Genomic DNA, 22,536 nt, shown 5'->3' on the forward strand with positions numbered 1-22,536 from the left:
CAATCAAACCCGCAGACACTCGGCCATCGGCTATATCAGCCCGGTCGAGATGGAGCTAAAATCGGCTTGATCCATGTCCACTTTTTTGGGGGAAGATCAATTCTGGATTGCTTCGCTGCGCTCGCAATGACGTGGAGGGAGCTGGCGTTACCGCGACTACACCAACTTGCAGATGCCGATTTGACCAGCGCGCGGCGCGCTCACGCCTCGCCGCGTAGCCAGGCCTTCACCTTTTGCAACAGGCCGTGCCGCAACTCGTCGACGGAGGCGGCTTCGGCCGGCGTTAGCGTCCGCAAGGCTGCATCGAGGTCGTCAGTCGCAGGCCTTGGCTCCGGCACCGACGCAGGCGCCAGTCCCGCAGCCGCGAGCGCGATCGGGCCAATCTGCGTCAGGAATGCGCGTTCGTATTCACGCGACAGCCGCGCGATCGCTTCGTCCAGCGTCAACCAGTCGATCGCCTTGATGTCGTTCATCAGCTTGCGGACGGGACCGCTTTCGGCCTCCATGCGCCAGAAATGCACGACCTTCGAGCGCCCGCCGGATTGATACACGAGCGTGCCGAGAAATTCGTGGATGGCGACGTCATGGCCGGTCTCCTCCAGCACCTCGCGATGCGCGGCCTCCTTCGGCGTCTCGCCATCGTCGAGCTTGCCTTTGGGCAGAACCCATTCGTTGCGCTTGCGCTGGCGCACGACCGCAATCAGCGGCGTCGAACCACGCCGCAGCACAATACCCCCCGCCGCCATCACCGGCGCCCGCGCCATCGCCAAATCCGTAATCTAGAATCGTCCCCACGGGCGATATAGGCAGCGGGCGCGGCGGATTGAAGGCTACTTTTTCCTCAACAGGGCTTGACCGGCGCGAATGCGCGTGCCCTCGGCAATGCCGTCACAGAAGGTGAAATCACCGGGCGCGAGAATGATGATGGTCGAGCCGTGCTCGAACCAGCCCAGCTCCTCGCCCTTGGTGACGCTGACGTCGCAAGGGAAGTTGACCGGGCCGCGCGTCTGCGCGTTCAGCACCATATCGAGGAAGTGCAGGCGGATGCTCGCGACCAGGATGGCCGCGACGGGCACCAGCGTCACGGCTTCGCCGGTCGAAAGACGCGTGCGGATCACCGCGCGCTCATTCTTGCAAAACAGACGTTCGACCCGCTTGAGCGCGATCGGGTTGACGTTCCAGACGTCGCCGTGGATCAGCGTGACCCGCTCGATATGCGCGTCATAGGGCGCATGGAAGCGGTGATACATGCTGGAGGTCAGCCGCAGCGTGACGAAGCTTCCGTTGCGGTGCTGGTCGACCAAAGCTGAATCGCCGAGCAGATCGAGCAGCGAGTAAGGCGCGCCCTTGACCTGGAACAGCTCGGTGTCGGCGATCTTCCCGTGAGCTCCGACGATGCCGTCGGAGGGACTGGCGACGACGGAAGGATCCGAATCGAAGGGACGCAGCCCCGGCTTCAGCTCCCGGGTGAAGCAGTCGTGCAGGCTGTTGAAATGGCTCTTGCGCGCCTCGGACAGATCGAGGTCGGAGAACAGCTTCCACAGCGCGATCGAGAAGTCCCGCACCAACGGATTCTCGATCTTGGAGAACCAGCCCATGAAGCGGGTCAGCGCGGCGCGGGGAATGCGGTTGGTCAACAGGAAGTTGAGGTCTTCCTGCTGGGTGAAAGAGGCGATGAGGGCTTTGACTGTCATGAATCTGTTAGCTCACAGTATTAGCGCTTGTTGACATGGAAACGACACTCCCGATTCTCTCGATGTCCGTGGCCGCCGCAGCGTCCGCTGCCGCCGTCCTTCCGAAGATCAAGGCACGGGTCGAATTGTCCCGCGCCAAGCACCGTTCGCTCGCCGGGCACTCCAAAATGTCGCGCCGGGTGGCAAAGCTGCTCCCGTTCTACGCGTTCGAGGGTGACAAATACTTCGGCTGTGACGGCGCGCCCGCGAACATCGTGACCCAGCGCAAGGAGGCCTTCTTCCGCCTCGCCAGGCTTTACGCCGAGCGCTACCCCAAGGGCCGCGCGATGACGAAGGAAGCGGCGGAGACGATCTCCGACCTGCACTTCACCGAGAGCTACCGCGTGCCGTTCCAGTTCTCGCGCCTCGTCCGCGAGCATCTGGGCACCTCGACTTTCATGGAATCCTCGCGCGGCGTCACCGTCACCGATGTCGACGGCAACACCTCCTACGATCTCACGGGATCCTACGGCGTCAACATCTTCGGCAACGACTTCTACAAGGAGTGCATCGAGGGCGCAGAGAAGCGCGCGCATGCGCTCGGCCCGGTGCTCGGCCCCTATCATCCCGTCATTCTCGAGAACGTGCAGCGGCTCCGCCAGATCTCGGGCCTCGACGAGGTCTCGTTCCACATGTCGGGCACCGAAGCGGTGATGCAGGCGGTGCGGCTCGCGCGCTACCACACCAAGCGGACGCACCTGGTTCGTTTCGCCGGCGCCTATCACGGCTGGTGGGGCGACGTGCAGCCCGGCGTCGGCAATCCTATCCCTGCGCACGAGACCTACACCCTTGCCGAGATGTCGGAGAAGACGCTGCATGTGCTGCGTACGCGCAAGGACATCGCCTGCGTGCTGGTCAATCCGCTGCAGGGCCTGCATCCGAACGCCAACGCGCCCGGCGATTCCTCGCTGGTCGATTCCTCCCGCGGCGGCCATTTCGACCGGCCGGCTTACACCGAGTGGCTCACGAGGCTGCGCGAGGTCTGCACCGAGCGCGGCATCGTGCTGATCTTCGACGAAGTGTTCGTCGGCTTCCGCCTCGCCGCCGGTGGCGCCCAGGACTATTTCGGCGTCAAGGCCGACATGGTGACCTACGGCAAGAGCCTCGCCGGCGGCCTGCCGGTCGGCGTGGTCTGCGGCAGACGCGAATTGATGCGCCGCTTCCGCGACGACCGCCCCGCCGACATCTGCTTCGCCCGCGGCACCTTCAACTCGCATCCCTACGTCATGACGGCGATGGACGAGTTCTTGAGCCGCCTCTCCAGTCCAAACTTTCGCGCGGTCTATGACGGGCTGGAGGAGACCTGGAACGGCCGCGTCCAAAAACTCAACCGGATGATGACCGACGCCGACCTGCCGGTGCGGTTCGCCAATTTCTCGTCGATCTGGACGGTGAAATACACCACTCCATCCCGCTACAACTGGATGCTGCAATATTACCTGCGCGCCGAGGGCCTGGCGCTGAGCTGGGTCGGCACCGGCCGGTTGATCTTCAGCCTCAACTACACCGACGCCGATTTCACCGAGGTCGCCGAACGCTTCGTCCGCGCCGCCGAAAAGATGAAGGCCGATGGCTTCTGGTGGCACGACGGTGTGCTCACCAACAAGCAGATCAAGCGGCAGATTCTGAAAGAGATGCTGGCCAAGCGACTTGGGCGTTGAGGCCGATTTCTCCAACTCCGTCATGGCCGGGCTTGTCCCGGCCACCCATGCGTCACCACACGATGGCTCCAAGACGTGGGTGCCCGGGACGAGCCCGGGCACGACGTAACCATCAGACATCGGAGTATCTTGTGAGAGTAGCGCGCTCAGGCGTGCTGCTCTTCGAGCGTGGGCTCGCCGATCAGGCCCAGCGTATGCTCCGGATTGAGATGCAGGCCAGGGTCCATCAGCTCGCCGCGCATCAGCGCCAGCGGAGCGCTGCGATAGAGCATCAGATCGTGGAAGGGATCGGTCAGGATCTTGATCATCCAGACGAGGCCGGTCTCGACGTCGCGGATGAAGAACAGGTGCACGGTGCGAAACAGAAGACCGCCGCCGCCAACCACGAGCCAGATCTTGGCAACCTGACGCATGAAGTCGATCGCGCTCGCCCAGGGCGTGAACAGGCCGAACAGCGAGGGATCGACGAACAGCACCAGCGGCGAGAGCGCCCAGATCGACATCAGCACCACCTTGCGCTGAAGGTTGTAGCCGACCTTGATCTCTTCCTTGTACTCGTGCGTCGCCTGGTTGATGTGGTCGTAAGTATGCGGCTCGAAGAAGAAGTGTCCGGCCTGGCGCGAGGTCATCGAGACCAGCCAGCCGACCAGCGCGGAGACCACGGGGTCGATGAACAGCCAGACATAGGCGAAGAGGAAGCTCAGCGCGCTGACGAAGTGCAGGCTCTGATTGATGCGGCTGTGGTGATAGTAGCGATGGTCGTCCCAGCGCTGGATTCGCAGCTGTTCGAGGTAATTCTTGATCATGTTCTTCCCCAAAATGCTTTCGGGTACGGGATTAAAGGGATTCGATGTAGGCCGTGTGACATCATCATTTTGTCATGTGACGATGTGCAGCGGCGCGATGACGCACACAGACGCGCAAGCTCACGCCGCCTTGGCGACGTCGACCTTGCGGAAGCGCACCAGCGAGAAATGACCGAGCGGCGGAATCAAACGGCGCTCGGCGAGCTCGATGCCGTGGGCACCGGCCAGCCACTTCGTATAGCGCGACCAGGCGAACTCGGCGGTGCGGAAGCCGAGCGGACGCACCACCGGCTGCAGCTTCTGCTCGATGAAGCGGCGCATGCCGGCATCCGCGCTGACGCGGGTGAGGATGATCAGCTCGCCGCCCGGGCGCAGCACGCGAGCGAATTCGTCGAGCGCCTTTTCGGGGTTCGGCACCGCGGTGACGACATATTGCGCCATCACCACGTCGAAGGAATTGTCGGAGAATTCGAGCTTCTCGGCGTCCATCACCGCGAGGCCCTCGACGTTCTTCAGCCCGCCCTCGGCGACGCGCTGGCGCGCCTTGTCCAGCATCGCTTCCGAGATGTCGGTGCCGAAGATGCGCAGGTTCGGGGCATAGAGCGGCAGCGAGATGCCGGTGCCGACACCGACCTCGAGCACGCGGCCGCCGATCTTGTTGGTGGCCGCGATCGCGGCCTGCCTGCCCTTGGCGAACACGCCGCCGAACACGAGGTCGTAGACCGGCGCCCAGCGGTCATAGGCCTGCTCGACCACGCCACGGGTGAGGTCGAGCTGCTGGGTGCCGTCAAGGTTCATGATCTTAGCCATCGGTGAGGTTCTCGCTGTGGTTCAAAACGTAGAGGTCAACCGCGCACCGGCCGCCGCGCCATGCGAGGCGAGGCGCGCAAGGCGCGGCTGGGCTGAAGTGAGGTGAGGTTGCCGACGAATTGGCGCGCACTGTTCTCCCAGGAGCGCTCCAGTGCAAAATTGCGGCAGGTCTCGCGCGACATGGTGAGCGCGCGCAGGCACGCAGTGCGCAAATCGTGGTCGATCGCGCCGATCGGATGATCGGCGATGACGTCCTTCGGACCCGTGACCGGAAACGCCGCAACCGGCGTGCCGCAGGCGAGCGCCTCGAGCTGCACCACGCCGAACGTATCTGTCAGGCTCGGAAACACGAACACGTCGGCTGCTGCGAGATGCGCGGTGAGGTCCGCGCCCTTCTTCTCGCCGAGGAAGACGGCCTCGGGATATTTCTTTTCGAGCGCCGCCTTCTGCGGACCGTCGCCGACGACGACCTTGGTGCCGGGCAGGTCGAGCGAGAGGAATGCTTCGAGATTCTTCTCCACCGCCACGCGGCCCATGGTCATGAAGATCGGACCCGGCAGATCGAGCTTGGCCGGAGCGTCGGGGTGGAACAGCTCGGTATTGACGCCGCGGGTCCAGAAGCCAAGCCGCTTGAAGCCGCGCCCGGACAGCTCCTGCCGCAGCGAGGGCGTCGCCACCATGGTCATTGCTGCGGCATCGTGGAAGTGGCGCAGCACGGCATAGCCGACGCTGGCGGGGATGCCGGTCCGGACCGAAACATATTCCGGAAACCGCGTGGTGTAGGAGGTGGTGAAGGCAAGCCGATTGCGCCGGCAATAGGCCCGTGCGGCCCAGCCGATCGGCCCTTCGGTTGCGATATGCAGGGCTTCCGGCGCGCACCTCTCGATCCGCCGCGCGATCTCTTTGCTGCTCGGCAGCGCGACGCGCAGGCCCGGATAGGTCGGCAGCGGCCAGGACGGAAAGCCGTCCGGCGTCAGGAAGTCGATCTCGACATCGAGGGCCTTGGCCGCATTCGCCAGCGAGGTCAGCGTCCGCACCACACCGTTGACCTGCGGATGCCAGGCGTCAGTCGCGATTAATACCCGCATGGGAAAATCCCGAGAGTTTGATGATTCTCAGGCATCGACCATCAACGAAGGATATTTCAGGCGTGTGACGTCATAGAAGTGTCGGCGGGCCGTTTTGTACGTTAACAGGCCGGCGCAGCCACGAAACTGTCATGAAACAATCCTTGCCGCGACGAAACCGTTTTCGGTTTTCCGCGCAAATGTCCCGAAACGTTTCGCCGTTAGTGATCTACGCAACGGAGCACCGAAACGGTGCCGCGGTGATCAACGACACCGAGCAAACAGGGGCGATCAAATGTTCAATCTGGATACGTTCAAGACCTATTCGCGCGCCGTTGCGTTCAGTGCAGTGGCAATCTCCGCATTCGCCTTCGCAGGTGCAGCCAACGCCGCGCCGGTGCAGATCTTCCCGTTCTTCCAGCCGCTGCCGCCGATGGCTGCGCCGCAGCCATTCCAGCCCTATCAGCCCTACCAGCCCTATCAGGCGCCGACCTATCAGACCGAGCCGTCCGAGGATCAGGACGCGGTCGAGATGCCGGCCCGCTTCCGCCGCCAGACTGTTTCCTACGCGACGCGCGAGGCGCCGGGCACTATCATCATCGATACGCCCAACACCTATCTCTATTACGTGCTCGGAGGCGGCCAGGCGCTGCGCTACGGCATCGGCGTCGGCCGCGACGGCTTCACCTGGTCCGGCATTCAATCGGTCAGCCGCAAGGCTGAGTGGCCCGCCTGGACTCCGCCGCCGGAAATGATCGCCCGCCAGCCCTATCTGCCGCGCCACATGGCCGGCGGCCCTGGCAATCCGTTAGGGGCACGCGCCATGTATCTCGGCGGCACCATCTACCGCATCCACGGCACCAACGCGCCCGACACCATCGGCAAGCGTGTCTCTTCCGGCTGCATCCGCATGACCAATGAGGACGTCACCGACCTCTATTCCCGCGTCAACGTCGGCACCAAGGTGATCGTGCTGCCGATGACGGAGCGCCGCGCCGAGCTCGGAACCACGACGCGCTAACGCGAGGGACATTGTGACGCGAACGGCCCCGGAACCCACCGGGGCCGCTTTCGTTTGCCCTCGACGTATCGACGCGCTTGCTGCGGCGCGATCTCCAATGGAGGCGCAAATGCAACCACGCCTGCAACCCTTGCCGCGTCAGTGGCTGCACACGATCGCCATCGCCGGCGCACTGACGCTGCTCGTGCCCGCGCCGACTTCGCTCGCGCAGCAGCCTGCGGGCGACGAGGCCGCGCACCAGGCCTTCAACAATTCCTGCCGCACCTGCCATTCCGTGAAGGAAGGCGACAACCGCCTCGGTCCCAACCTCAACAAGATCGTCGGGCGCAAGGCTGGCTCGCTGCCGAACTACAACTACTCGCCGTCGATGAAAGACGCCGGCTTCGTCTGGGACCAGGACAAGCTCACCCGCTTCATGGTCAAGCCTGACGAGGTCGTGTCCGGCCACAAGATGCAGCCCTATGGCGGCGTTTCGGCGGAGGAAGCGGGCAAGATCGTCGCTTACTTGCAGGCGGCGTCGCAGTGACTCTCGCGGTTTGGCTCCAGCAATCGCGGCGCATCCTTCGAGACGCCCGCCTTGGGCGGGCTCCTCAGGATGAGGGCGGAGTGTGTAGCTCGATCGATCCCTGAAGCGTTTGTCAGCGGGATCAACGACCACTCGCCTCTTGCGCCAAGGCGCGACTGCCAGTTAGCCTCATCCTGAGGAGCGCGCCCTTGCGCGCGTCTCGAAGGGCGAGGCGTTCACGATGACCGAAGGCGCGTGGCTCTACATTCTCAGATGCGCCGACGGCAGCTATTACATCGGCACGACACGCACCGAGCTCGAGATCAGGATCGCGCAACACAACGCCGGCACCCACGAAGGCTACACAAAGTCGCGTCGCCCTGTGATGCTGATCTTCTCGCAATGGTTCGATCGCATCACCGACGCAATCGAATGCGAGCGCAAACTCAAGAAATGGAGCCGCGCCAAGAAGGAAGCCTTCATGCGCGGCGATTTTGCCGAGCTGCATGACCTGGCAAAGCGCGCATCACATCATCCTTCGAGACGCCCGCCTGCGGCGGGCCCTCAGGATGAGGGCTGAGTGTGCGGCAGCATGTCGCCGCGGGGCCGCTGCCAGTTAGCCTCATCCTGAGGAGCGCGCCCTTGCGCGCGTCTCGAAGGACGAGGCGTTCGCACCGGCGGCGCGCTTTTGCCGGCCGCTTCCGCCTCTTCGCTCCGCGATCAACCGCAGCCATGCCGCCGAATGAAACGCGCTCATCAAGAGATACATCGGCACCATCCCGCCGAGCACGGAGCCTTGCCCGGCGGCGCACAGCATGTCAGCCGGCCCACCGCCGATCACGGCCGTCAGCACGGCCATGATCGCAAAGGTCGGCGTCGCCGCCAGGGCCAGCCATCTGGCGAGGTGGCGCGCGGCCACCACGCCATCGCGGCCGGCGCCGGCCGTTGCGCTGACGGGACTAGTCACGTCCTTCCGCGGCCTCCTGGCGGAACGCCTTCTCGCCGGCATCGGAGATCTCGACCCATTTCTTGTCGGGCGCGCCACCTTCCGTGTAGCTGTCGTGCCAATTCCACCATTTGTAGGTCGGCGTCTGCGGATAGCCCTTCGGCGAGTCCTCCCACACCTCCTGCCGGCCGAGCGGCGTGATGTCGAGGTAGTTCCAGGTGCCGCCCATCTGCTCGTCGCCGCGGCTCTTGACGAAATAAGTGCGGAAGATGCGCGTCCCGTCGCGGTAGAACACGTTCGTGCCGTGCCATTCGTCGACGCCGAAATCGGCGTCGAAACTGTCGGTGACGGTGACCCATGGCATGGTCCAGCCCATCCGCTGCTTCAGCCTGATGATGTCGGCCTGCGGCGCGCGCGATGCGAACACGAGCGTGGTGTCGCGGGCGTTCAGGTGCGCGACATGGGCGACCTGGTCGGCCACCATGGAGCAACCCCGGCAGGCGTGATCGGGCCAGCCGAACACGCCGGGCTCGAAGAAGGCGCGGTAGACGATCAGCTGCCGCCGGCCCTGGAACAGGTCAGCCAGACTGAGCTTGCCGCCGGGCCCTTCGAACGCATAGGTTTTGGTCACTTCCATCCAGGGCATGCGCCGGCGCTCGGCCGCCAGGGCATCGCGGGCACGGGTATGCGCCTTCTCCTTCACGAGCAGTTGTTGACGGGCCGCCTCCCAGTCCTGCGGCGACACCACTGGCGGTGTCTGCATGGCGGTCTGTCCGTTCGTCCCTGCTTTGTCTGCTGACGTCATCATGGTTCTCCAAACATCCTGTCCGGGCGGCCATTCCGCGTGTTGCAGACGCGGAACCGCTCGCCCCTCGCCGCATGGTGTCGGCCGTCAACGACTTCTGGCACCAAGCGGTTGCGCGGTGGGAGTAACAAGTGTGGCGGGATTGACATGGAGTCGCTGATCACGGCCGCAGCGCGGGCGCTCGCAGCGGGCGATCCGCTCGGCGCGCTGAACCGTGTTGCGCTGCGCAACGATGCGCCGTCGCTGGCGCTGCGCGGCATCGCGATGGCACAGCTCGGCGATCTCGCCAAGGCCAAGGCGCTGTTGCGCAGCGCCGCGCGCGCTTTCGGTCCACGCGAGGCGATGGCGCGCGCCAGATGCGTGGTGGCCGAAGCCGAGATCGCGCTCGTCTCACGCGATTTGAACTGGCCGGTGAAGACGCTCGCAGCGGCCCGCGCGATGCTTGAAAGGCACGGCGATCTCGCCAATGCCGCCCATGCAGGCCATATCGAGGCGCGCCGATTCCTTCTGGTCGGGCGCCCTGATGAGGCCGAGCGCACGCTGGCCGAACTCCGTCCCACGCCGCTTCCGCCCGCGTCTGAAGTCGTGCGCGAGCTCGTGGTCGCCGGCATCGCGATCAGGCGGCTCAGAACGAAAGACGCGCGCGCGGCGCTCGACCGCGCAGCCCGTGCAGCGCGGCAAGCAAGAATCCCGGCGCTAAGAGCCGAGGTCGACAGCGCAACCCTGATCCTCGACACGCCGGCAGCGCGCCTGATCGCGCGTGGCGAGGAACACCCTTTGCTGCTTGGAGAGGTCGAAAGGCTGGCGAGCTCGACGGCGCTCGTCGTGGACACCTTCCATCATATCGTGCGCAGGCAAGGCGTTGTCGTCTCGCTCGGAACACGGCCGGTGCTGTTCGCGCTGGCGCGCCTTCTGGCGCAGGCATGGCCGGCGGACGTCTCGCGAGAGAGGCTGATTGCCGGTGCGTTTCAAGCAAGGCACGTCGATGAGTCGCACCGCGCGCGATTGCGCGTCGAGATCGGGCGGCTCCGCATCCAGCTCAAGCCGCTGGCCGACATCAGCGCGACCAGGCAGGGTTTCGTGCTTGCGCCGCGGAAGACGCGCGACGTCCTGGTGCTGGCGCGGCCCGTCGAGGAAAAGCACGCCACGATCCTCGCCCTCCTCTCTGATGGCGAGCCCTGGTCGAGCTCGGCGCTCGCGCTGGCGCTGGGAACGAGTGCGCGCACGGTGCAGCGGGCCCTCGACGAGCTGGCGCGATCGAACAAGGTCCAATCCTTCGGGCATGGGCGGGCGCGCCGCTGGATGACGCCACCGGTCCCCGGTTTCCCGACAGGCTTGTTACTCCCCTCGCCGCTGCTGAAGACGTAGGATGGGTGACATCACAGGGATCAAGCACATGAAACGTTCAGAAGCCGAGATCGTCAGGGAGTACGGGCCTTTTGCAGGCGTCGAGGCCGTGCATGGCGTCACCTATGACGGCAGCCACGTCTGGTTCGCATCCGGCGACAAGCTCAATGCGATCGATCCGGCCAGCGGCAAGGTCGCGCGCTCCATCGATGTCGCCGCCCATGCGGGCACGGCGTTCGACGGCCGGCACCTGTTCCAGATCGCCGAGGATCGCATCCAGAAAATCGACGCGGCCTCGGGCAAGGTGCTCACCACCATTCCGGCGCCGGGCGGCGGTGGCGATTCCGGCCTTGCCTGGGCCGAGGGCTCGCTGTGGGTCGGGCAATATCGCGAGCGCAAGATCCACCAGGTCGATCCGGAAACCGGTAAGGTTCTCCGCACCATCGAGAGCAAGCGCTTCGTGACCGGGGTGACCTGGGTTGACGGCGAGCTCTGGCATGGCACCTGGGAGAACGAAGAGAGCGACATCAGGCGGATCGACCCTGAGACCGGCAAGGTGCTCGAGCAGCTCGACATGCCCGCCGGGACGATCGTGTCAGGGCTGGAGTCCGACGGCGACGACCGCTTCTTCTGCGGCGGCGGCAATCGCGGCAATGTGAGAGCGGTCCGCCGTCCCCGGCGCGGCTAGTTCACGGTGAGCTGAGCGCGCGCCTCGTCCTTCGAGACGACCGCTTCGCGGTCTCCTCAGGATGAGGCTAAGCAACATCGGTGCTCGTTGAAACCAGCGCCGCACACACGGTCCTCATCCTGAGGGCCCGCCAACGGCGGGCGTCTCGAAGGATGGCCGCAGTCGCAATCGCAGCCAGATCCCACGCTGCCGTTAATCCATTCGCCGTAATTCCACCCCATCGGTGCGCTCTAGCGCCCTCCTCGCCCGCCCTGTAAAATCCCCGCCGGGGCGGCCTGGGGGATTGATGCGGCTAACGTGGAACTTGAAAACCATCCTGATCGGCGTCGCGGTGCTCGCAGCGTCGTTCTTCATCAGCTTGAAGGCAATGGACTGGCTGTCGCCGCGCGCAACCACATCGGCGCCGCCGGTGGCGCAACTGCCGCCGCTGCCGCCGGTCGCGAAGAGCTCGATCGTGATCGCACCGGTCGCCATCGCGATCTCGGCAATCCGCGAGCAGGCCGAGAAGGCCGCGCCGCGCAATTTCGCCGGGAAGGCCGACAATCCGATCTCGCAGATCCTGGAGAACGCCGACATCGGCTGGACCGCGGTGCGCGGGCCGATGGCGGCCAGCGGCGACAAGGACGTGCTGACGATCTCGACGCCGCTCAGCGGCAAGCTGAACGTGACGGGCTCGCTGTCGGCGAAAGCCACAGGCGCGCTCGGCGACGCGCTCGGCAACGTGCTCGGCGGTGACGCCGCGAAACGGATCGGCGCCGTCAACATCAAGAATCTGAACGCCAGCGCGGAGATCAAGGGCAACGTGGTCGTCACCTCGCGTCCGAAGCTCGCGGCCAACTGGCATCTCGAGCCCAATCTCGGCGCCCAGGTCAATCTCGGCGATACCAACCTCAACGTCGCCGGCGCCAAGGTCAACGTACCGGCGCAGGTGAAGCCGCTGATCGACAAGAATGTCGGCGAGCAGATCAATGCCGTCTCCGAACGCATCCGCAACGATCCGAGCCTGCGCGAGAATGCGAAGCTGCAATGGGCCAAGGCCTGCCGCTCGATCCCGCTGCAGGGCTCGGGCGCCTCGACCGGGCTTCCGCCGCTCTGGCTGGAGATGAAGCCGATCCGCGCCATCGCCGCGCAACCGCGCGTCGATGCGCAGGCTGTGACGCTGCTGATGGGCCTGGAGGCAGAAACGCGCGTCACCTCGACGCCGACCAAGCCGGACTGCCCGTTCCCCGACAAGATCTCGATCGTGCCGCCAACCGGGACCGGCGTGAACATCGGCGTTCCCATCGACGTGCCCTTCACCGAGATCAACAAGCTGATCACAGCGCAGATGGTCGACCGCACCTATCCCGAGGACGGTTCCGGCCCGGTCGACGTCACCGTGAAGAGTGCCAACGTGATCCCGTCGGGCGACCGGCTGCTGATCTCGCTTTTGGTGCGCGCCAAGGAGAAGAAGAGCTGGCTCGGCCTCGGCGCCGAGGCGACGGTGCATATCTGGGGCCGGCCGGTGCTCGACCAGGCGCAGCAGACGCTGCGGCTCACCGATATCCAGCTCGCGGTGGAATCGGAAGCCGCCTTTGGCCTGCTCGGCGCCGCGGCGCGCGCGGTGGTGCCGCAGATGCAGCAAGCCTTGGTGCAGAAGGCGACGCTCGACCTGAAGCCGATCGCCGCCAACGCCCGCGAGAAGATCGCCGCCGCAATCGCCGATTACCAGAAGAGCGAGGACGGCCTCAAGGTCGACGCCAAGATCGACAGCCTGACGCTGGCCGACATCGCCTTCGATTCCAAGACGCTGCGCGTGGTCGCGGAAGCCGGCGGCTCGCTGAATGTGTCGGTGACGAAGCTGCCTTAAATGTAGCGCGGGTCCGCCCGCGTCTTCATCGCTTGCCCCGCTGGCATTCTCATCGGAGGGTGCTAAGCTGTTGCCCGCAACCTCGAACGAGGTGTTGACAGCATTGTAGCGGCAAGCCGAGGACAACATGGAAGCCGGCATGGTTACGCCCGCGCCGGCATTGGTGCGCTTTTCCGGCATTCAGAAGACCTACGATGGCGAGCACCTCGTGGTGAAGAACCTCGATCTCGACATCAGAAAGGGCGAGTTCGTCACCCTGCTCGGCCCGTCGGGCTCGGGCAAGACGACCACGCTGATGATGCTGGCGGGCTTCGAGGTTCCAACCCATGGCGAGATCTATCTCGGTGGCCGCCCGATCAAGAACATGCCGCCGCATAAGCGCGACATCGGCATGGTGTTCCAGAACTATGCCTTGTTTCCGCACCTGACGATCGCGGAGAATATCGCCTTCCCGCTATCCGTTCGCAAGACGAGCAAGGCGGAGGCGCAGGAGCGCGTCAAGTCGGCGCTGCGCATGATCAAGATGGAAGGCCTGGCGCACCGGCGGCCCGGACAATTGTCTGGCGGTCAGCAGCAGCGCGTGGCGCTGGCTCGCGCGCTGGTCTTCAATCCGCAGCTCGTGCTGATGGACGAGCCCCTGGGCGCGCTGGACAAGCGCCTGCGCGAGCAGATGCAGCTGGAGATCAAGCAACTGCACGAGAAGATGGGCATCACCGTGGTCTACGTCACCCACGATCAGAGTGAAGCGCTCACCATGTCGGACCGCATCGCCGTGTTCAACGACGGCGTCGTGCAGCAGATCGACAGGCCCGACGCGCTGTATGAGCATCCCGTCAACAGCTTCGTCGCGCATTTCATCGGCGAGAACAACGTGCTGGCCGGAACCGTCGAGACGGTCGACAAGGACTATTGCCGCGTCGCGCTGGCTGGCGGCGGCACTGTGACCGCACGGGCGGTCAATGTCTCGGGCGCGGGCGCATCGACCTCGCTGTCGGTACGACCGGAGCGGATCGCCATTGTCCCGGGCGGCACCGCCAGCGACGGACCCAACCGCCTGCCGGCGAAAGTGCGGAACGCGATCTATCTCGGCGACCATGCGCTGGCCGTGCTCGATGTCGCCGGCAACGGCGAGTTCATGGTCAAGCTTCAGCCGGGAGCGCACCACGAGCTCACACCTGGTGAAAGCGTCTTCATCACCTTCCGCCCCGAGGACTGCCTGGCCCTCGATCCCGTCTGATCCAACGCAAGCGGACCTGAGAACAATCAACCTCAACGCAACTGACATGAAGAAGGAACCAAGACCATGCTGAAGCGCAAGATTGGCAAGATTGCTCTGGGTTTCGCCGCGGCGCTCGGTGCCAGCGCTGCGCTGGCGAGCGTCGCAGAGGCGCGCGACCTCACCGTCGTGTCGTGGGGCGGTGCCTACCAGGACGCCCAGAAGAAGGTCTACTTCGAGCCGTTCAAGAAGGCATCAGGCGTTGCCATGAACGACGAATCCTGGGACGGCGGCGTCGGCGTGTTGCGCGCCAAGGTGCAGGGCGGCGCCGCCACCTGGGACGTCGTCCAGGTCGAGAGCGACGAGCTCGCGGTCGGCTGCGAGGAAGGCCTGTTCGAGAAGCTGGACTATTCCAAGATCGGCGGCGAGGCCGCCTATATCCCGCCGTCGGTCAACCCTTGCGGCGTCGGCGCCATCCTCTATGACTTTGTTCTCGGCTACGACAAGGACAAGCTGAAGGAGGCCCCGAGCGGCTGGGCCGACTTCTTCGACACCAAGAAGATCCCGGGCAAGCGCGCCCTGCGTCAGGGCCCGAAGACCACGCTGGAGATCGCGCTTATGGCCGACGGCGTCGCGCCGAAGGACGTCTACAAGGTGCTTGCGACCGACGAGGGCATCGAGCGCGCATTCAAGAAGCTCGACACCATCAAGGGCGACATCGTTTGGTGGAAGGCCGGCGCCCAGCCGCCGCAATTGCTCGCCTCCGGCGAGGTGGCGATGACCTCGGTCTACAATGGCCGCATCGACACCGCGAACAAGAACGAGAAGAAGAACTTCGGCATGGTGTGGGACGGGGCGCTGTTCACGCTCGACAGCTGGGTCATCCTGAAGGGCAGCCCGAACAAGGATGCCGCTTACAAGTTCCTGGACTTCGTCGGCAAGGCGGAGAACCAGTCGAAACTATCGGAGAACATTGCCTACGGCACCTCGAACAAGGACGCGGCCGGCCGGCTCGCCCCCGCCGTTCTGAAGGACCTGCCGACGGCACCTGACAACATCAAGAACGCGGTCGAGATCAACGTTGGTTTCTGGCTCGAGAACATCGACCGCCTGACCGAGCGCTTCAACAAATGGGCGGCGAAATAGCGCGTCTCGCAGGACTCGATCCATGACGAATGCGCTGTTAACCGGCGCCGATGCGTCGACCGAGGTGCCGCTCAAGCGCCGATTGAGGCGCGCCGAGCGGGCACGCCAGGTCAAGGCATTGGCGCTGGTCGCGCCGCTTCTCGTCTTCCTGCTCTTCACCTTTGCTGGGCCCATCGCCGGCATGCTGTGGCGCTCGGTCGACGACCGGGAGGTGCGTCAGGTTCTGCCTCAAACCGTTGCCGCTCTCGCCGACTGGGACGGCAAGGACCTGCCGGATGAAAAGGCCTTTGCTGCGCTGGCAAGCGACGTGCTGGCGGCACGCGCCGCCGGCACCATTGCCATCGCAGCCAAGCGGCTGAACTACGCGCTGAACGGTTTTCGCACCATCCTGACCAGCACGGCTCGTAATCTGAAGGTGGCTCCAGAGCCCGGCACCGCCAAGGAGACACTGGGCAAGATCAATCCGGCCTGGCGCGAACGCGCGACATGGACGACGATCAAGGACGCCGGCGGCCCCGTCACGGGCTTCTACCTGCTGGCGGCGCTCGACCTGACGCGAAACGCGGACGGGGCGATCGTCGCGGCCGCGCCGGATCAGGCGATCTACCGCGGCCTTTTCGCCCGCACCTTCGTCATCAGCCTCAGCGTCACCTTGCTCTGCCTGATCCTCGGCTTCCCTGTCGCCTACCTCTTGGCGACGCTGCCGCCGGGCCGGTCGAACCTCCTGATGATCTTCGTCCTGCTGCCGTTCTGGACCTCGCTGCTGGTCCGCACCTGCGCCTGGATCGTGCTGTTGCAGAGCAAAGGCGTCGTGAACGACAGCCTGCACTGGCTTGGCATCATCGACGAGCCCTTGCGCCTGATCTACAACCGCTTCGGCGTCTGCGTGGCCATGACCCACGTTCTCCTGCCCTTCATGATCCTGCCGCTGTACAGCAGCATGAAGGCGATCTCGCCCGCTTACATGCGGGCCGCGGCATCGCTCGGTGCACCGCCCCTCACCGCCTTCCTGCGGATCTACCTGCCTCAAACGCTGCCCGGCGTCGGCGCAGGAAGCCTGCTCGTCTTCATCCTGGCACTCGGCTATTACATCACACCGGCTCTGGTCGGCGGCGCCGCCGATCAGATGATCAGCTACTTCATCGCGCTCTACACGACCGAGACGGCCAATTGGGGCCTTGCTTCGGCACTGGGCGCAGTGCTGCTGCTGGCCACCCTCCTGCTCGCGCTGGTCTATGGCAAGCTGGTGCAGGGCCAGCAGGTCACGGGAGGCATGAAGAATTGAGTGGCAACTCCTCCTTGCGCACGCCCAGCCAGCGCATCGCGTGGGCTACGACCATCGTCGTCTCCGCGCTGGTGTTCATCTTCCTGATCGCGCCGATCCTGGCGATCATGCCGCTGTCCTTCAGCTCGGGCTCGTATCTCACCTATCCGCTGCCCGGTCTGTCCTGGCGCTGGTATGACGATTTCATCAGTTCGCCGCGCTGGATGAATTCGCTGAAGAACAGCCTGATCATCGGCGTCGCCTCGACGGCGCTATCCATGGTGCTCGGCACGCTGGCCGCGCTAGGGCTGGCGCAGTGGAAGAGCCGGTTCAAGCCGCTTGTGCTGGCTTTCGTGCTGTCGCCGGTCGTCGTGCCCGGCGTCATCACCGCGGTCGGTCTGTATTTCTACTTCGCGCCGATCGGACTGACCGGCAGCTATCTCGGCTTGATCCTGGCCCATACCGCGCTGGCGACGCCCTTTGTGGTGATCACGGTCGGCGCAACGCTGCAGAGCTTCGACACCAATCTGGCGCGCGCCGCCGCCTCGCTCGGCGCCTCGCCGCTGTATGCGTTCCGCCGCGTGATCCTGCCGCTGATCCTGCCCGGTCTCGCATCGGGCGCGCTGTTCGCCTTCGCGACCAGCTTCGACGAGGTGGTGATCGTGCTGTTCATGGCAGGTCCCGAGCAGCGCACCCTGCCGCGCGAGATGTTCAGCGGCATCCGCGAGAACATCAGCCCGACCATCACGGCCGCGGCGGTGATCCTGACGACGGTCTCGGTCATCCTCCTCGCCACCATGGAAGCCCTGCGCCGACGCAACGAACGGCTCAAGGGCGGGGGCTGAGCGGCTCTTCCTTCTTCCTCTCCCTGCAAGCGGGCGAGGTCAGGAAAACGGCACGACAGCGCGCCCGGTGAAAACCAGGCGCGCTTCGTTTAGGTCATCAGAGCTGCATTACTCCGTATATTTGAACTCCGGCATGTTCTTCAGCTCGTCCTTGCTCGCATTGAACACGGCGTGGTTCGGATACCACTTCGAGGACGAGGTCGTCGTCGCGGTCTTGTCGGTACCGGTCGCCGCGCCCGTCGTCGTGCTCGCGGGGGGCTTGGCGCCCGGGTTCGTGGCGGGGCCGGTATAGGCCACGGCCTCGTTGACGAACTTCAACTTCTCATAGGGCACGGCGACGAGATGCTCGCCCATGCCGAGGAAGCCGCCGACGCCGATCACTGCAATCTTGATGTTACCGTTCTTGTCCATCAAGAGGTCGTTGATCGAGCCGATGTTCTCGTTGGCTTCGTTATAGACCTTCACGCCCGACATTTTCGAAATGCGCCACTGATCGGACGCGGACGTGGTGGTCGTGGTGACCGCCGCGGCCGGCGCCTTGTCGGTGGTGGCGGGCGGTGTTTGCGCGAACGCAACGGTGGCAAGCAGCGCGGTGCCGGCGAGGCCGGCAGCGATCGATTTCGTCAGCATGTTGTCCTCTCCTTCACAAGAAACTCGTGTTGAGAAAACAGCGCTGATCACACGCAGTTCCTTGCGCGCGACAAATTCGTCGCGCATTGCGCGAGCGCGAAAATCCCGAAATCTGTTCCTGTGTCATCCCGGAACATTTTGCGGCGCACAGCAGGCCTGCGGCTCGCCGGTGTGAGCCCCCTTACGCCGCGAGCGGCGGGTGCTCGACGGCCTCATGCGCGAAGATCGCTACCGCCTCGAAGCGGTAGTTGCAGGCGTGGCAGGTCCAGAGATAGGAGACCCGGCGGCCCTCGCCCGGCTCGATCCAGTCCGGTTGCGGGATCGGCGTGCCGCACTGGGCACAGGGATTGTTTCTGGGAACGCGGTCGACATGCGCCTTGGCCATGGTCGATTTCATCATGGCACCTCTCCCGATTTGCAGCGTCTTCATACTCGCTTTCGCGCACCGGCGCGAATAGACAGGCGTGCTGTCGCGCGCGGGGTCGTCTGCCCCGAAGCTTCTGCTTCGAGCTCTCTTGCGCGGGCTTGCGGGCTTTGAGTCGTAATAGCGGCTCGGCACCGCAATATCGGGCGATGGCGGCGTTTGGTCACATCATCGCCGTGTTCGGGCTGCCTAACGGCAGCCGGGCGCAGGCCACTTTGGGATATCTGATGAAGATTTTACGCATTGCCGCGCTGCTCGCGGCCGGACTGACATTGCCGCAGGCCGCACTTGCGGGCGAAGCCGAATATGCCGAGATGGTCGCGGCCCATGCCCGCGCCAACGGCGTGCCGGAAGCGCTGGTGCACCGCGTGATCATGCGCGAGAGCCGCTATCAGCCGCACCTCGTCGGCCGTGGCGGCACCATCGGGCTGATGCAGATCAAGCTCGCGACCGCCCGCGGGGTCGGCTACACCGGCGATGCCGCGGGCTTACGCGATCCCAACACCAACCTCGCTTACGCCGTGAAATACCTCGCCGGCGCCTATCGCGCCGCCAACGGCGACCACGCCCGCGCCGTGCGTTATTTCGCAGGCGGCTATTACTACGCTGCAAAGCGCCAGCGGCAGGAAGCCGTGCAGGTCGCCAGTATGGGCGAGACCAATATGGGTCAGCCCGGTATGGGTCAGACCGGTATGGGTCAGCATTGGCTGGAGCCGAACGGCAACCCGCAGCCGATGTTCGGCACCACGCCGCACAGGAAGCTGGCCCAGCGCGTCCGCAACGCGCGGGCGCAGGCGCTGAAGTAGTCCGGGGCCCGGCTGCGGTTCCCAGCTAACGCGTTGACCGCCTCGTCCCGCTGGCATACATTAGACCCGTTCCGAGGGGTGCTCCGAGGAGGAGCTGAGATACCGCTAAATGGGCAATCCTGCCCAGGACCGCGGTGACCCTTTGAACCTGATCCGGGTCATGCCGGCGAAGGGACAGGGATGTTGCAGACCACCAAGCGACCGGATTCACCGGTATCCATCATCGGCGCAGGCATTGCGGGCGCCTGGCAGGCGCTCCTGTTCGCGCAGGCCGGCCACGCCGTGACCTTGCACGAGCGCGGTGACGAGGCGATGACGGACGCCACCAGCCATTGGGCCGGCGGCATGCTCGCACCCTATTGCGAGGCGGAGGTCGCCGAACCCATCATCAGCCGCCTGGGACTGCGCTCGCTCGACATTTGGCGGCGCGAGCTGCCCGACACGCCGTTCAACGGCTCGCTGGTCGTCGCCCATCCGCGCGAACGCAACGACTTCGAGCGCTTCGCGCGCATGACCGAGGATCATCGCCGGCTCGATGCCGCGGGCCTCGCCGAGCTCGAACCGTCGCTGGAGGGCCGCTTCCGCGACGCGTTGTTCTTCCCGGCCGAGGGCCATGTCGAGCCGCGCCGCGTGCTGCCCAAGCTGCATGAGCGCATCCGCGCCGCCGGCGGCACCATCAAATTCAGCAGCGACGTCACGGCCACCGATCTCGCAAAGGATCCTGAGAGCATCGTGATCGACTGCCGCGGCCTGGGCGCCCGCGACCAACAGCCGGAGCTTCGCGGCGTCAAGGGCGAGATGATCCTGATCGAGACGGCCGAGGTGCAGCTTGCGCGCCCGGTACGGCTGATGCATCCGCGCTGGCCGCTTTACGTGATCCCCCGCGCGGACAATCTGTTCATGCTGGGCGCGACCTCGATCGAGGCCGAGGACACCGGCGTCAGCGTCCGCTCCGCGCTGGAGCTGCTGGGCGCGGCCTATGCCGTGCACCCGGCGTTCGGCGAAGCTCGCATCGTCGAATTCGGCTCCGGGCTGCGGCCCGCTTTTCCCGACAATCTGCCGCGCATCGGCATTCGCGGCCGCAGGATCACCGTCAACGGCCTCTACCGCCATGGCTTCCTGCTCGCGCCGGCGCTTGCCGAGCTGACGCTCAACTATGTCGAGCGCGGCCAGATCGACAATGAGGTGATGCAATGCTTGTGATCGTGAACGGCGAGCAGCGCGAGGTGGCCTCGGGAAGCGTCGACGCGCTGCTCTCGGAGCTCGACTACGAGGGCACCCATTTCGCCATCGCGCTGAACTACGACGTCGTGCCGAAAAGCCGCTGGGCCGAGACGAGCCTGAAGGCCGGCGACGAGATCGAGATCATCACGCCGCGGCAGGGAGGGTGAGGATGAAATGCTGCCACAAACTCCGCCGTCATCCTGAGGTGCGAGCCGCCTTCGGCTCGCCTCGAAGGATGGCCGCAAGCGGCGCTGTCATCCTTCGAGGCGCGCAAGTGCGCGCACCTCAGGATGACGGTCTGTGCAAGTCGCCTGTGAGGAAATTGAAACCATGGTGACCTTCTACGGCAAAACCTTCGCTTCCCGCCTGCTGATCGGCAGCGCGCTCTATCCTTCGCCTGCGATCATGCAGTCGGCGATCCGCGCCTCCGGCTCGAACATCGTCACGGTGTCGCTGCGGCGCGAATCCGCCGGCGGCAAAACCGGCGACGCGTTCTGGAACCTGATCCGCGAGCTCGTCGTCACAGTGCTGCCGAACACCGCCGGCTGCCGCACGGTGCGCGAAGCCGTGACCACGGCAAAGCTCGCCCGCGAATTGTTCGGCACGCCCTGGATCAAGCTCGAAGTCATCGCCGACAACGACACGCTGCAGCCCGACGTCGTCGGCCTGGTCGAGGCCGCCACCATCCTGATCAAGGACGGTTTTGAAGTGTTCCCCTATTGCACCGAGGATCTCTCGGTCGCGAACCGCCTGGTCGATGCCGGCTGCAAGGTGGTGATGCCGTGGGCAGCGCCGATCGGCAGCGCCAAGGGCATCACCAATCGCGATGCGCTCAAACTGCTGCGCGACCGGCTGCCCGACATCACGCTGGTGGTCGACGCCGGCCTTGGCGCGCCCAGCCACGCGGCGCAGGCGCTCGAGCTCGGCTATGACGCCGTGCTGCTCAACACCGCCATCGCCAAAGCCGCCGATCCCGTCGCGATGGCGAATGCCTTCCGCCTCGGCTGTGAGGCCGGCCGTACCGCTTACGAGGCCGGGCTGATGAACGCCCGCGACTTCGCCTCCCCTTCCACCCCTGTCGTTGGGACCCCGTTCTGGCATGCCGTATCCTGATCGTTTCTATCCCGTCGTCGACAGCCTCAAATGGGTCGAGCGGCTCACCAAGCTCGGCGTCGGCACCATCCAGCTGCGCGCCAAGGACCTCAACGATGCCGACGCGCTGCAGATCGTCACCGACGCGCTGGCGATCACTGAGGGCACGCAGGCCAAGCTGGTGGTGAACGACTACTGGCGCGCCGCCGTCGTCGCCGGCGCCAAATATCTGCATCTCGGCCAGGAGGATCTGGCAGAGGCGGATCTGAAAGCGATCCGCGAGGCCGGGCTGTCGCTCGGCATCTCCACCCATGACGACGACGAGCTTGCGACCGCACTCGAAGCGCAGCCCGATTACGTCGCGCTCGGCCCGATCTTCTTCACCACCTTGAAGTCGATGCGCTTCGAGCCGCAGGGCATTCCAAAAATCACCGAATGGAAGAAGCGCATCAGCAACATCCCGCTGGTCGCGATCGGCGGCATCAAGTTCGAGCACGCCGCGGAGATCTTTGCCGCGGGCGCGGATTCCATCGCCGTCGTCAGCGACGTCACGCAAAACCCCGACCCCGATGCGCGGGTGCGGCAATGGCTCGACTTAACGATGGAGGCGACATGATGCGCGTCCGCCCCTATTTGATCCGTCACCCTGAG

25 protein-coding genes and 1 riboswitch are annotated in these 22,536 nt (G+C 65.0%); of the genes, 16 read left to right on the forward strand and 9 right to left on the reverse strand.

The features are described 5' to 3' along the window. Positions 1-200 precede the first annotated feature (200 nt). Positions 201-764 carry an NUDIX hydrolase gene (locus tag IVA79_RS35350; protein WP_247561786.1) on the reverse strand — a complete coding sequence of 188 codons (564 nt, stop codon included), beginning with the start codon at positions 762-764 and terminating at the stop codon, positions 201-203. A 66-nt stretch (positions 765-830) separates the two neighbouring features. Further along, complete coding sequence (gene asd, locus IVA79_RS35355) at positions 831-1,694, reverse strand: archaetidylserine decarboxylase (protein WP_247561788.1); 864 nt, start codon at positions 1,692-1,694, stop codon at positions 831-833. A 35-nt stretch (positions 1,695-1,729) separates the two neighbouring features. Here asd and IVA79_RS35360 point away from each other — a divergent pair, with 35 nt between their 5' ends. Beyond that, the gene (locus tag IVA79_RS35360) at positions 1,730-3,394 is read left to right on the forward strand and encodes an aminotransferase class III-fold pyridoxal phosphate-dependent enzyme (protein WP_247561789.1); all 1,665 of its coding nucleotides are present in this window, start codon (positions 1,730-1,732) and stop codon (positions 3,392-3,394) included. Positions 3,395-3,540: 146 nt separating this feature from the next. Here IVA79_RS35360 and IVA79_RS35365 read toward each other — a convergent pair whose 3' ends face one another. The 3 genes from IVA79_RS35365 to IVA79_RS35375 form a co-directional block, all read right to left on the reverse strand. Beyond that, on the reverse strand, positions 3,541-4,200 hold the full coding sequence (locus IVA79_RS35365; protein ID WP_247561790.1) for a hypothetical protein: 660 nt from the start codon (positions 4,198-4,200) through the stop codon (positions 3,541-3,543). Between the two features lie 120 nt (positions 4,201-4,320). Beyond that, positions 4,321-5,010: a methyltransferase domain-containing protein gene (locus IVA79_RS35370; protein ID WP_247561791.1), complete on the reverse strand. Its 690-nt coding sequence runs from the start codon at positions 5,008-5,010 to the stop codon at positions 4,321-4,323. A gap of 35 nt (positions 5,011-5,045) precedes the next feature. After that, positions 5,046-6,098, reverse strand: a complete 1,053-nt coding sequence (locus IVA79_RS35375) for a glycosyltransferase family 1 protein (protein ID WP_247561792.1) — start codon at positions 6,096-6,098, stop codon at positions 5,046-5,048. Positions 6,099-6,372: 274 nt separating this feature from the next. Here IVA79_RS35375 and IVA79_RS35380 point away from each other — a divergent pair, with 274 nt between their 5' ends. From IVA79_RS35380 to IVA79_RS35390, 3 genes are all read left to right on the forward strand, one after another. Then, positions 6,373-7,098 (forward strand): L,D-transpeptidase, encoded by a 726-nt coding sequence (locus IVA79_RS35380; protein WP_247561793.1) that lies wholly within the window; start codon positions 6,373-6,375, stop codon positions 7,096-7,098. 109 nt (positions 7,099-7,207) lie between these two features. Then, entirely contained in the window at positions 7,208-7,624 is a 417-nt protein-coding gene (locus IVA79_RS35385; protein ID WP_247561795.1) for a c-type cytochrome, read from the forward strand. A 220-nt stretch (positions 7,625-7,844) separates the two neighbouring features. Next, entirely contained in the window at positions 7,845-8,183 is a 339-nt protein-coding gene (locus IVA79_RS35390) for a GIY-YIG nuclease family protein (RefSeq protein ID WP_247561796.1), read from the forward strand. Positions 8,184-8,225: 42 nt separating this feature from the next. Here the strand turns inward: IVA79_RS35390 and IVA79_RS35395 are convergent, their stop codons facing one another. Together IVA79_RS35395 and IVA79_RS35400 are read right to left on the reverse strand one after the other, a co-directional pair. Next, positions 8,226-8,570 carry a hypothetical protein gene (locus IVA79_RS35395; protein WP_247561798.1) on the reverse strand — a complete coding sequence of 115 codons (345 nt, stop codon included), beginning with the start codon at positions 8,568-8,570 and terminating at the stop codon, positions 8,226-8,228. Continuing rightward, entirely contained in the window at positions 8,563-9,357 is a 795-nt protein-coding gene (locus IVA79_RS35400; RefSeq protein ID WP_247561799.1) for a DUF899 domain-containing protein, read from the reverse strand. The genes IVA79_RS35395 and IVA79_RS35400 overlap by 8 nt, the downstream gene beginning before the upstream one ends. Positions 9,358-9,501: 144 nt before the next feature. On the opposite strand from IVA79_RS35400, the gene IVA79_RS35405 reads away from it, so the two are divergent. The 7 genes from IVA79_RS35405 to IVA79_RS35435 all read left to right on the forward strand — a co-directional run bounded on the left by IVA79_RS35405 (position 9,502) and on the right by IVA79_RS35435 (position 17,709). After that, complete coding sequence (locus IVA79_RS35405) at positions 9,502-10,722, forward strand: helix-turn-helix domain-containing protein (RefSeq protein WP_247561801.1); 1,221 nt, start codon at positions 9,502-9,504, stop codon at positions 10,720-10,722. A 28-nt stretch (positions 10,723-10,750) separates the two neighbouring features. Continuing rightward, positions 10,751-11,389, forward strand: a complete 639-nt coding sequence (locus IVA79_RS35410; RefSeq protein ID WP_247561802.1) for a glutaminyl-peptide cyclotransferase — start codon at positions 10,751-10,753, stop codon at positions 11,387-11,389. A gap of 286 nt (positions 11,390-11,675) precedes the next feature. Further along, complete coding sequence (locus IVA79_RS35415) at positions 11,676-13,238, forward strand: DUF4403 family protein (RefSeq protein ID WP_247561804.1); 1,563 nt, start codon at positions 11,676-11,678, stop codon at positions 13,236-13,238. 127 nt (positions 13,239-13,365) lie between these two features. Continuing rightward, positions 13,366-14,475 (forward strand): ABC transporter ATP-binding protein, encoded by a 1,110-nt coding sequence (locus IVA79_RS35420; protein ID WP_247561805.1) that lies wholly within the window; start codon positions 13,366-13,368, stop codon positions 14,473-14,475. A 66-nt stretch (positions 14,476-14,541) separates the two neighbouring features. Then, positions 14,542-15,600, forward strand: coding sequence for an ABC transporter substrate-binding protein (locus tag IVA79_RS35425; RefSeq protein ID WP_247561806.1), 1,059 nt, complete (start codon positions 14,542-14,544; stop codon positions 15,598-15,600). A 22-nt stretch (positions 15,601-15,622) separates the two neighbouring features. Continuing rightward, on the forward strand, positions 15,623-16,885 hold the full coding sequence (locus tag IVA79_RS35430; RefSeq protein ID WP_247561807.1) for an ABC transporter permease: 1,263 nt from the start codon (positions 15,623-15,625) through the stop codon (positions 16,883-16,885). After that, positions 16,882-17,709, forward strand: a complete 828-nt coding sequence (locus tag IVA79_RS35435; RefSeq protein WP_247561808.1) for an ABC transporter permease — start codon at positions 16,882-16,884, stop codon at positions 17,707-17,709. Before IVA79_RS35430 ends, IVA79_RS35435 begins: the two co-directional genes overlap by 4 nt. A 108-nt stretch (positions 17,710-17,817) precedes the next feature. Here the strand turns inward: IVA79_RS35435 and IVA79_RS35440 are convergent, their stop codons facing one another. Next, positions 17,818-18,339 carry a PRC-barrel domain-containing protein gene (locus IVA79_RS35440; protein ID WP_247561809.1) on the reverse strand — a complete coding sequence of 174 codons (522 nt, stop codon included), beginning with the start codon at positions 18,337-18,339 and terminating at the stop codon, positions 17,818-17,820. 181 nt (positions 18,340-18,520) lie between these two features. After that, positions 18,521-18,739, reverse strand: a complete 219-nt coding sequence (locus IVA79_RS35445; protein ID WP_247561810.1) for a hypothetical protein — start codon at positions 18,737-18,739, stop codon at positions 18,521-18,523. A 251-nt stretch (positions 18,740-18,990) separates the two neighbouring features. Between IVA79_RS35445 and IVA79_RS35450 the strand changes: the two genes are divergently transcribed. The 5 genes from IVA79_RS35450 (at position 18,991) to IVA79_RS35470 (ending at position 22,501) form a co-directional block, all read left to right on the forward strand. Then, entirely contained in the window at positions 18,991-19,569 is a 579-nt protein-coding gene (locus tag IVA79_RS35450; RefSeq protein ID WP_247561811.1) for a lytic transglycosylase domain-containing protein, read from the forward strand. Between the two features lie 64 nt (positions 19,570-19,633). Next, positions 19,634-19,762: riboswitch (TPP riboswitch) on the forward strand. Then, positions 19,750-20,772 carry an FAD-dependent oxidoreductase gene (locus tag IVA79_RS35455; RefSeq protein WP_247561813.1) on the forward strand — a complete coding sequence of 341 codons (1,023 nt, stop codon included), beginning with the start codon at positions 19,750-19,752 and terminating at the stop codon, positions 20,770-20,772. (Overlaps the previous riboswitch by 13 nt.) Further along, complete coding sequence (thiS, locus tag IVA79_RS35460; protein ID WP_247561814.1) at positions 20,763-20,960, forward strand: sulfur carrier protein ThiS; 198 nt, start codon at positions 20,763-20,765, stop codon at positions 20,958-20,960. The genes IVA79_RS35455 and thiS overlap by 10 nt, the downstream gene beginning before the upstream one ends. Before the next feature lie 163 nt (positions 20,961-21,123). Then, a complete protein-coding gene (locus IVA79_RS35465) occupies positions 21,124-21,906 on the forward strand; it encodes a thiazole synthase (protein WP_247561815.1) in 783 nt (260 codons plus the stop codon). After that, the gene (locus IVA79_RS35470; protein WP_247561818.1) at positions 21,893-22,501 is read left to right on the forward strand and encodes a thiamine phosphate synthase; all 609 of its coding nucleotides are present in this window, start codon (positions 21,893-21,895) and stop codon (positions 22,499-22,501) included. Before IVA79_RS35465 ends, IVA79_RS35470 begins: the two co-directional genes overlap by 14 nt. Positions 22,502-22,536: the final 35 nt, after the last annotated feature.

Origin of the sequence: Bradyrhizobium sp. 138 (assembly GCF_023074075.1) — a bacterium.
Lineage (GTDB): Bacteria > Pseudomonadota > Alphaproteobacteria > Rhizobiales > Xanthobacteraceae > Bradyrhizobium.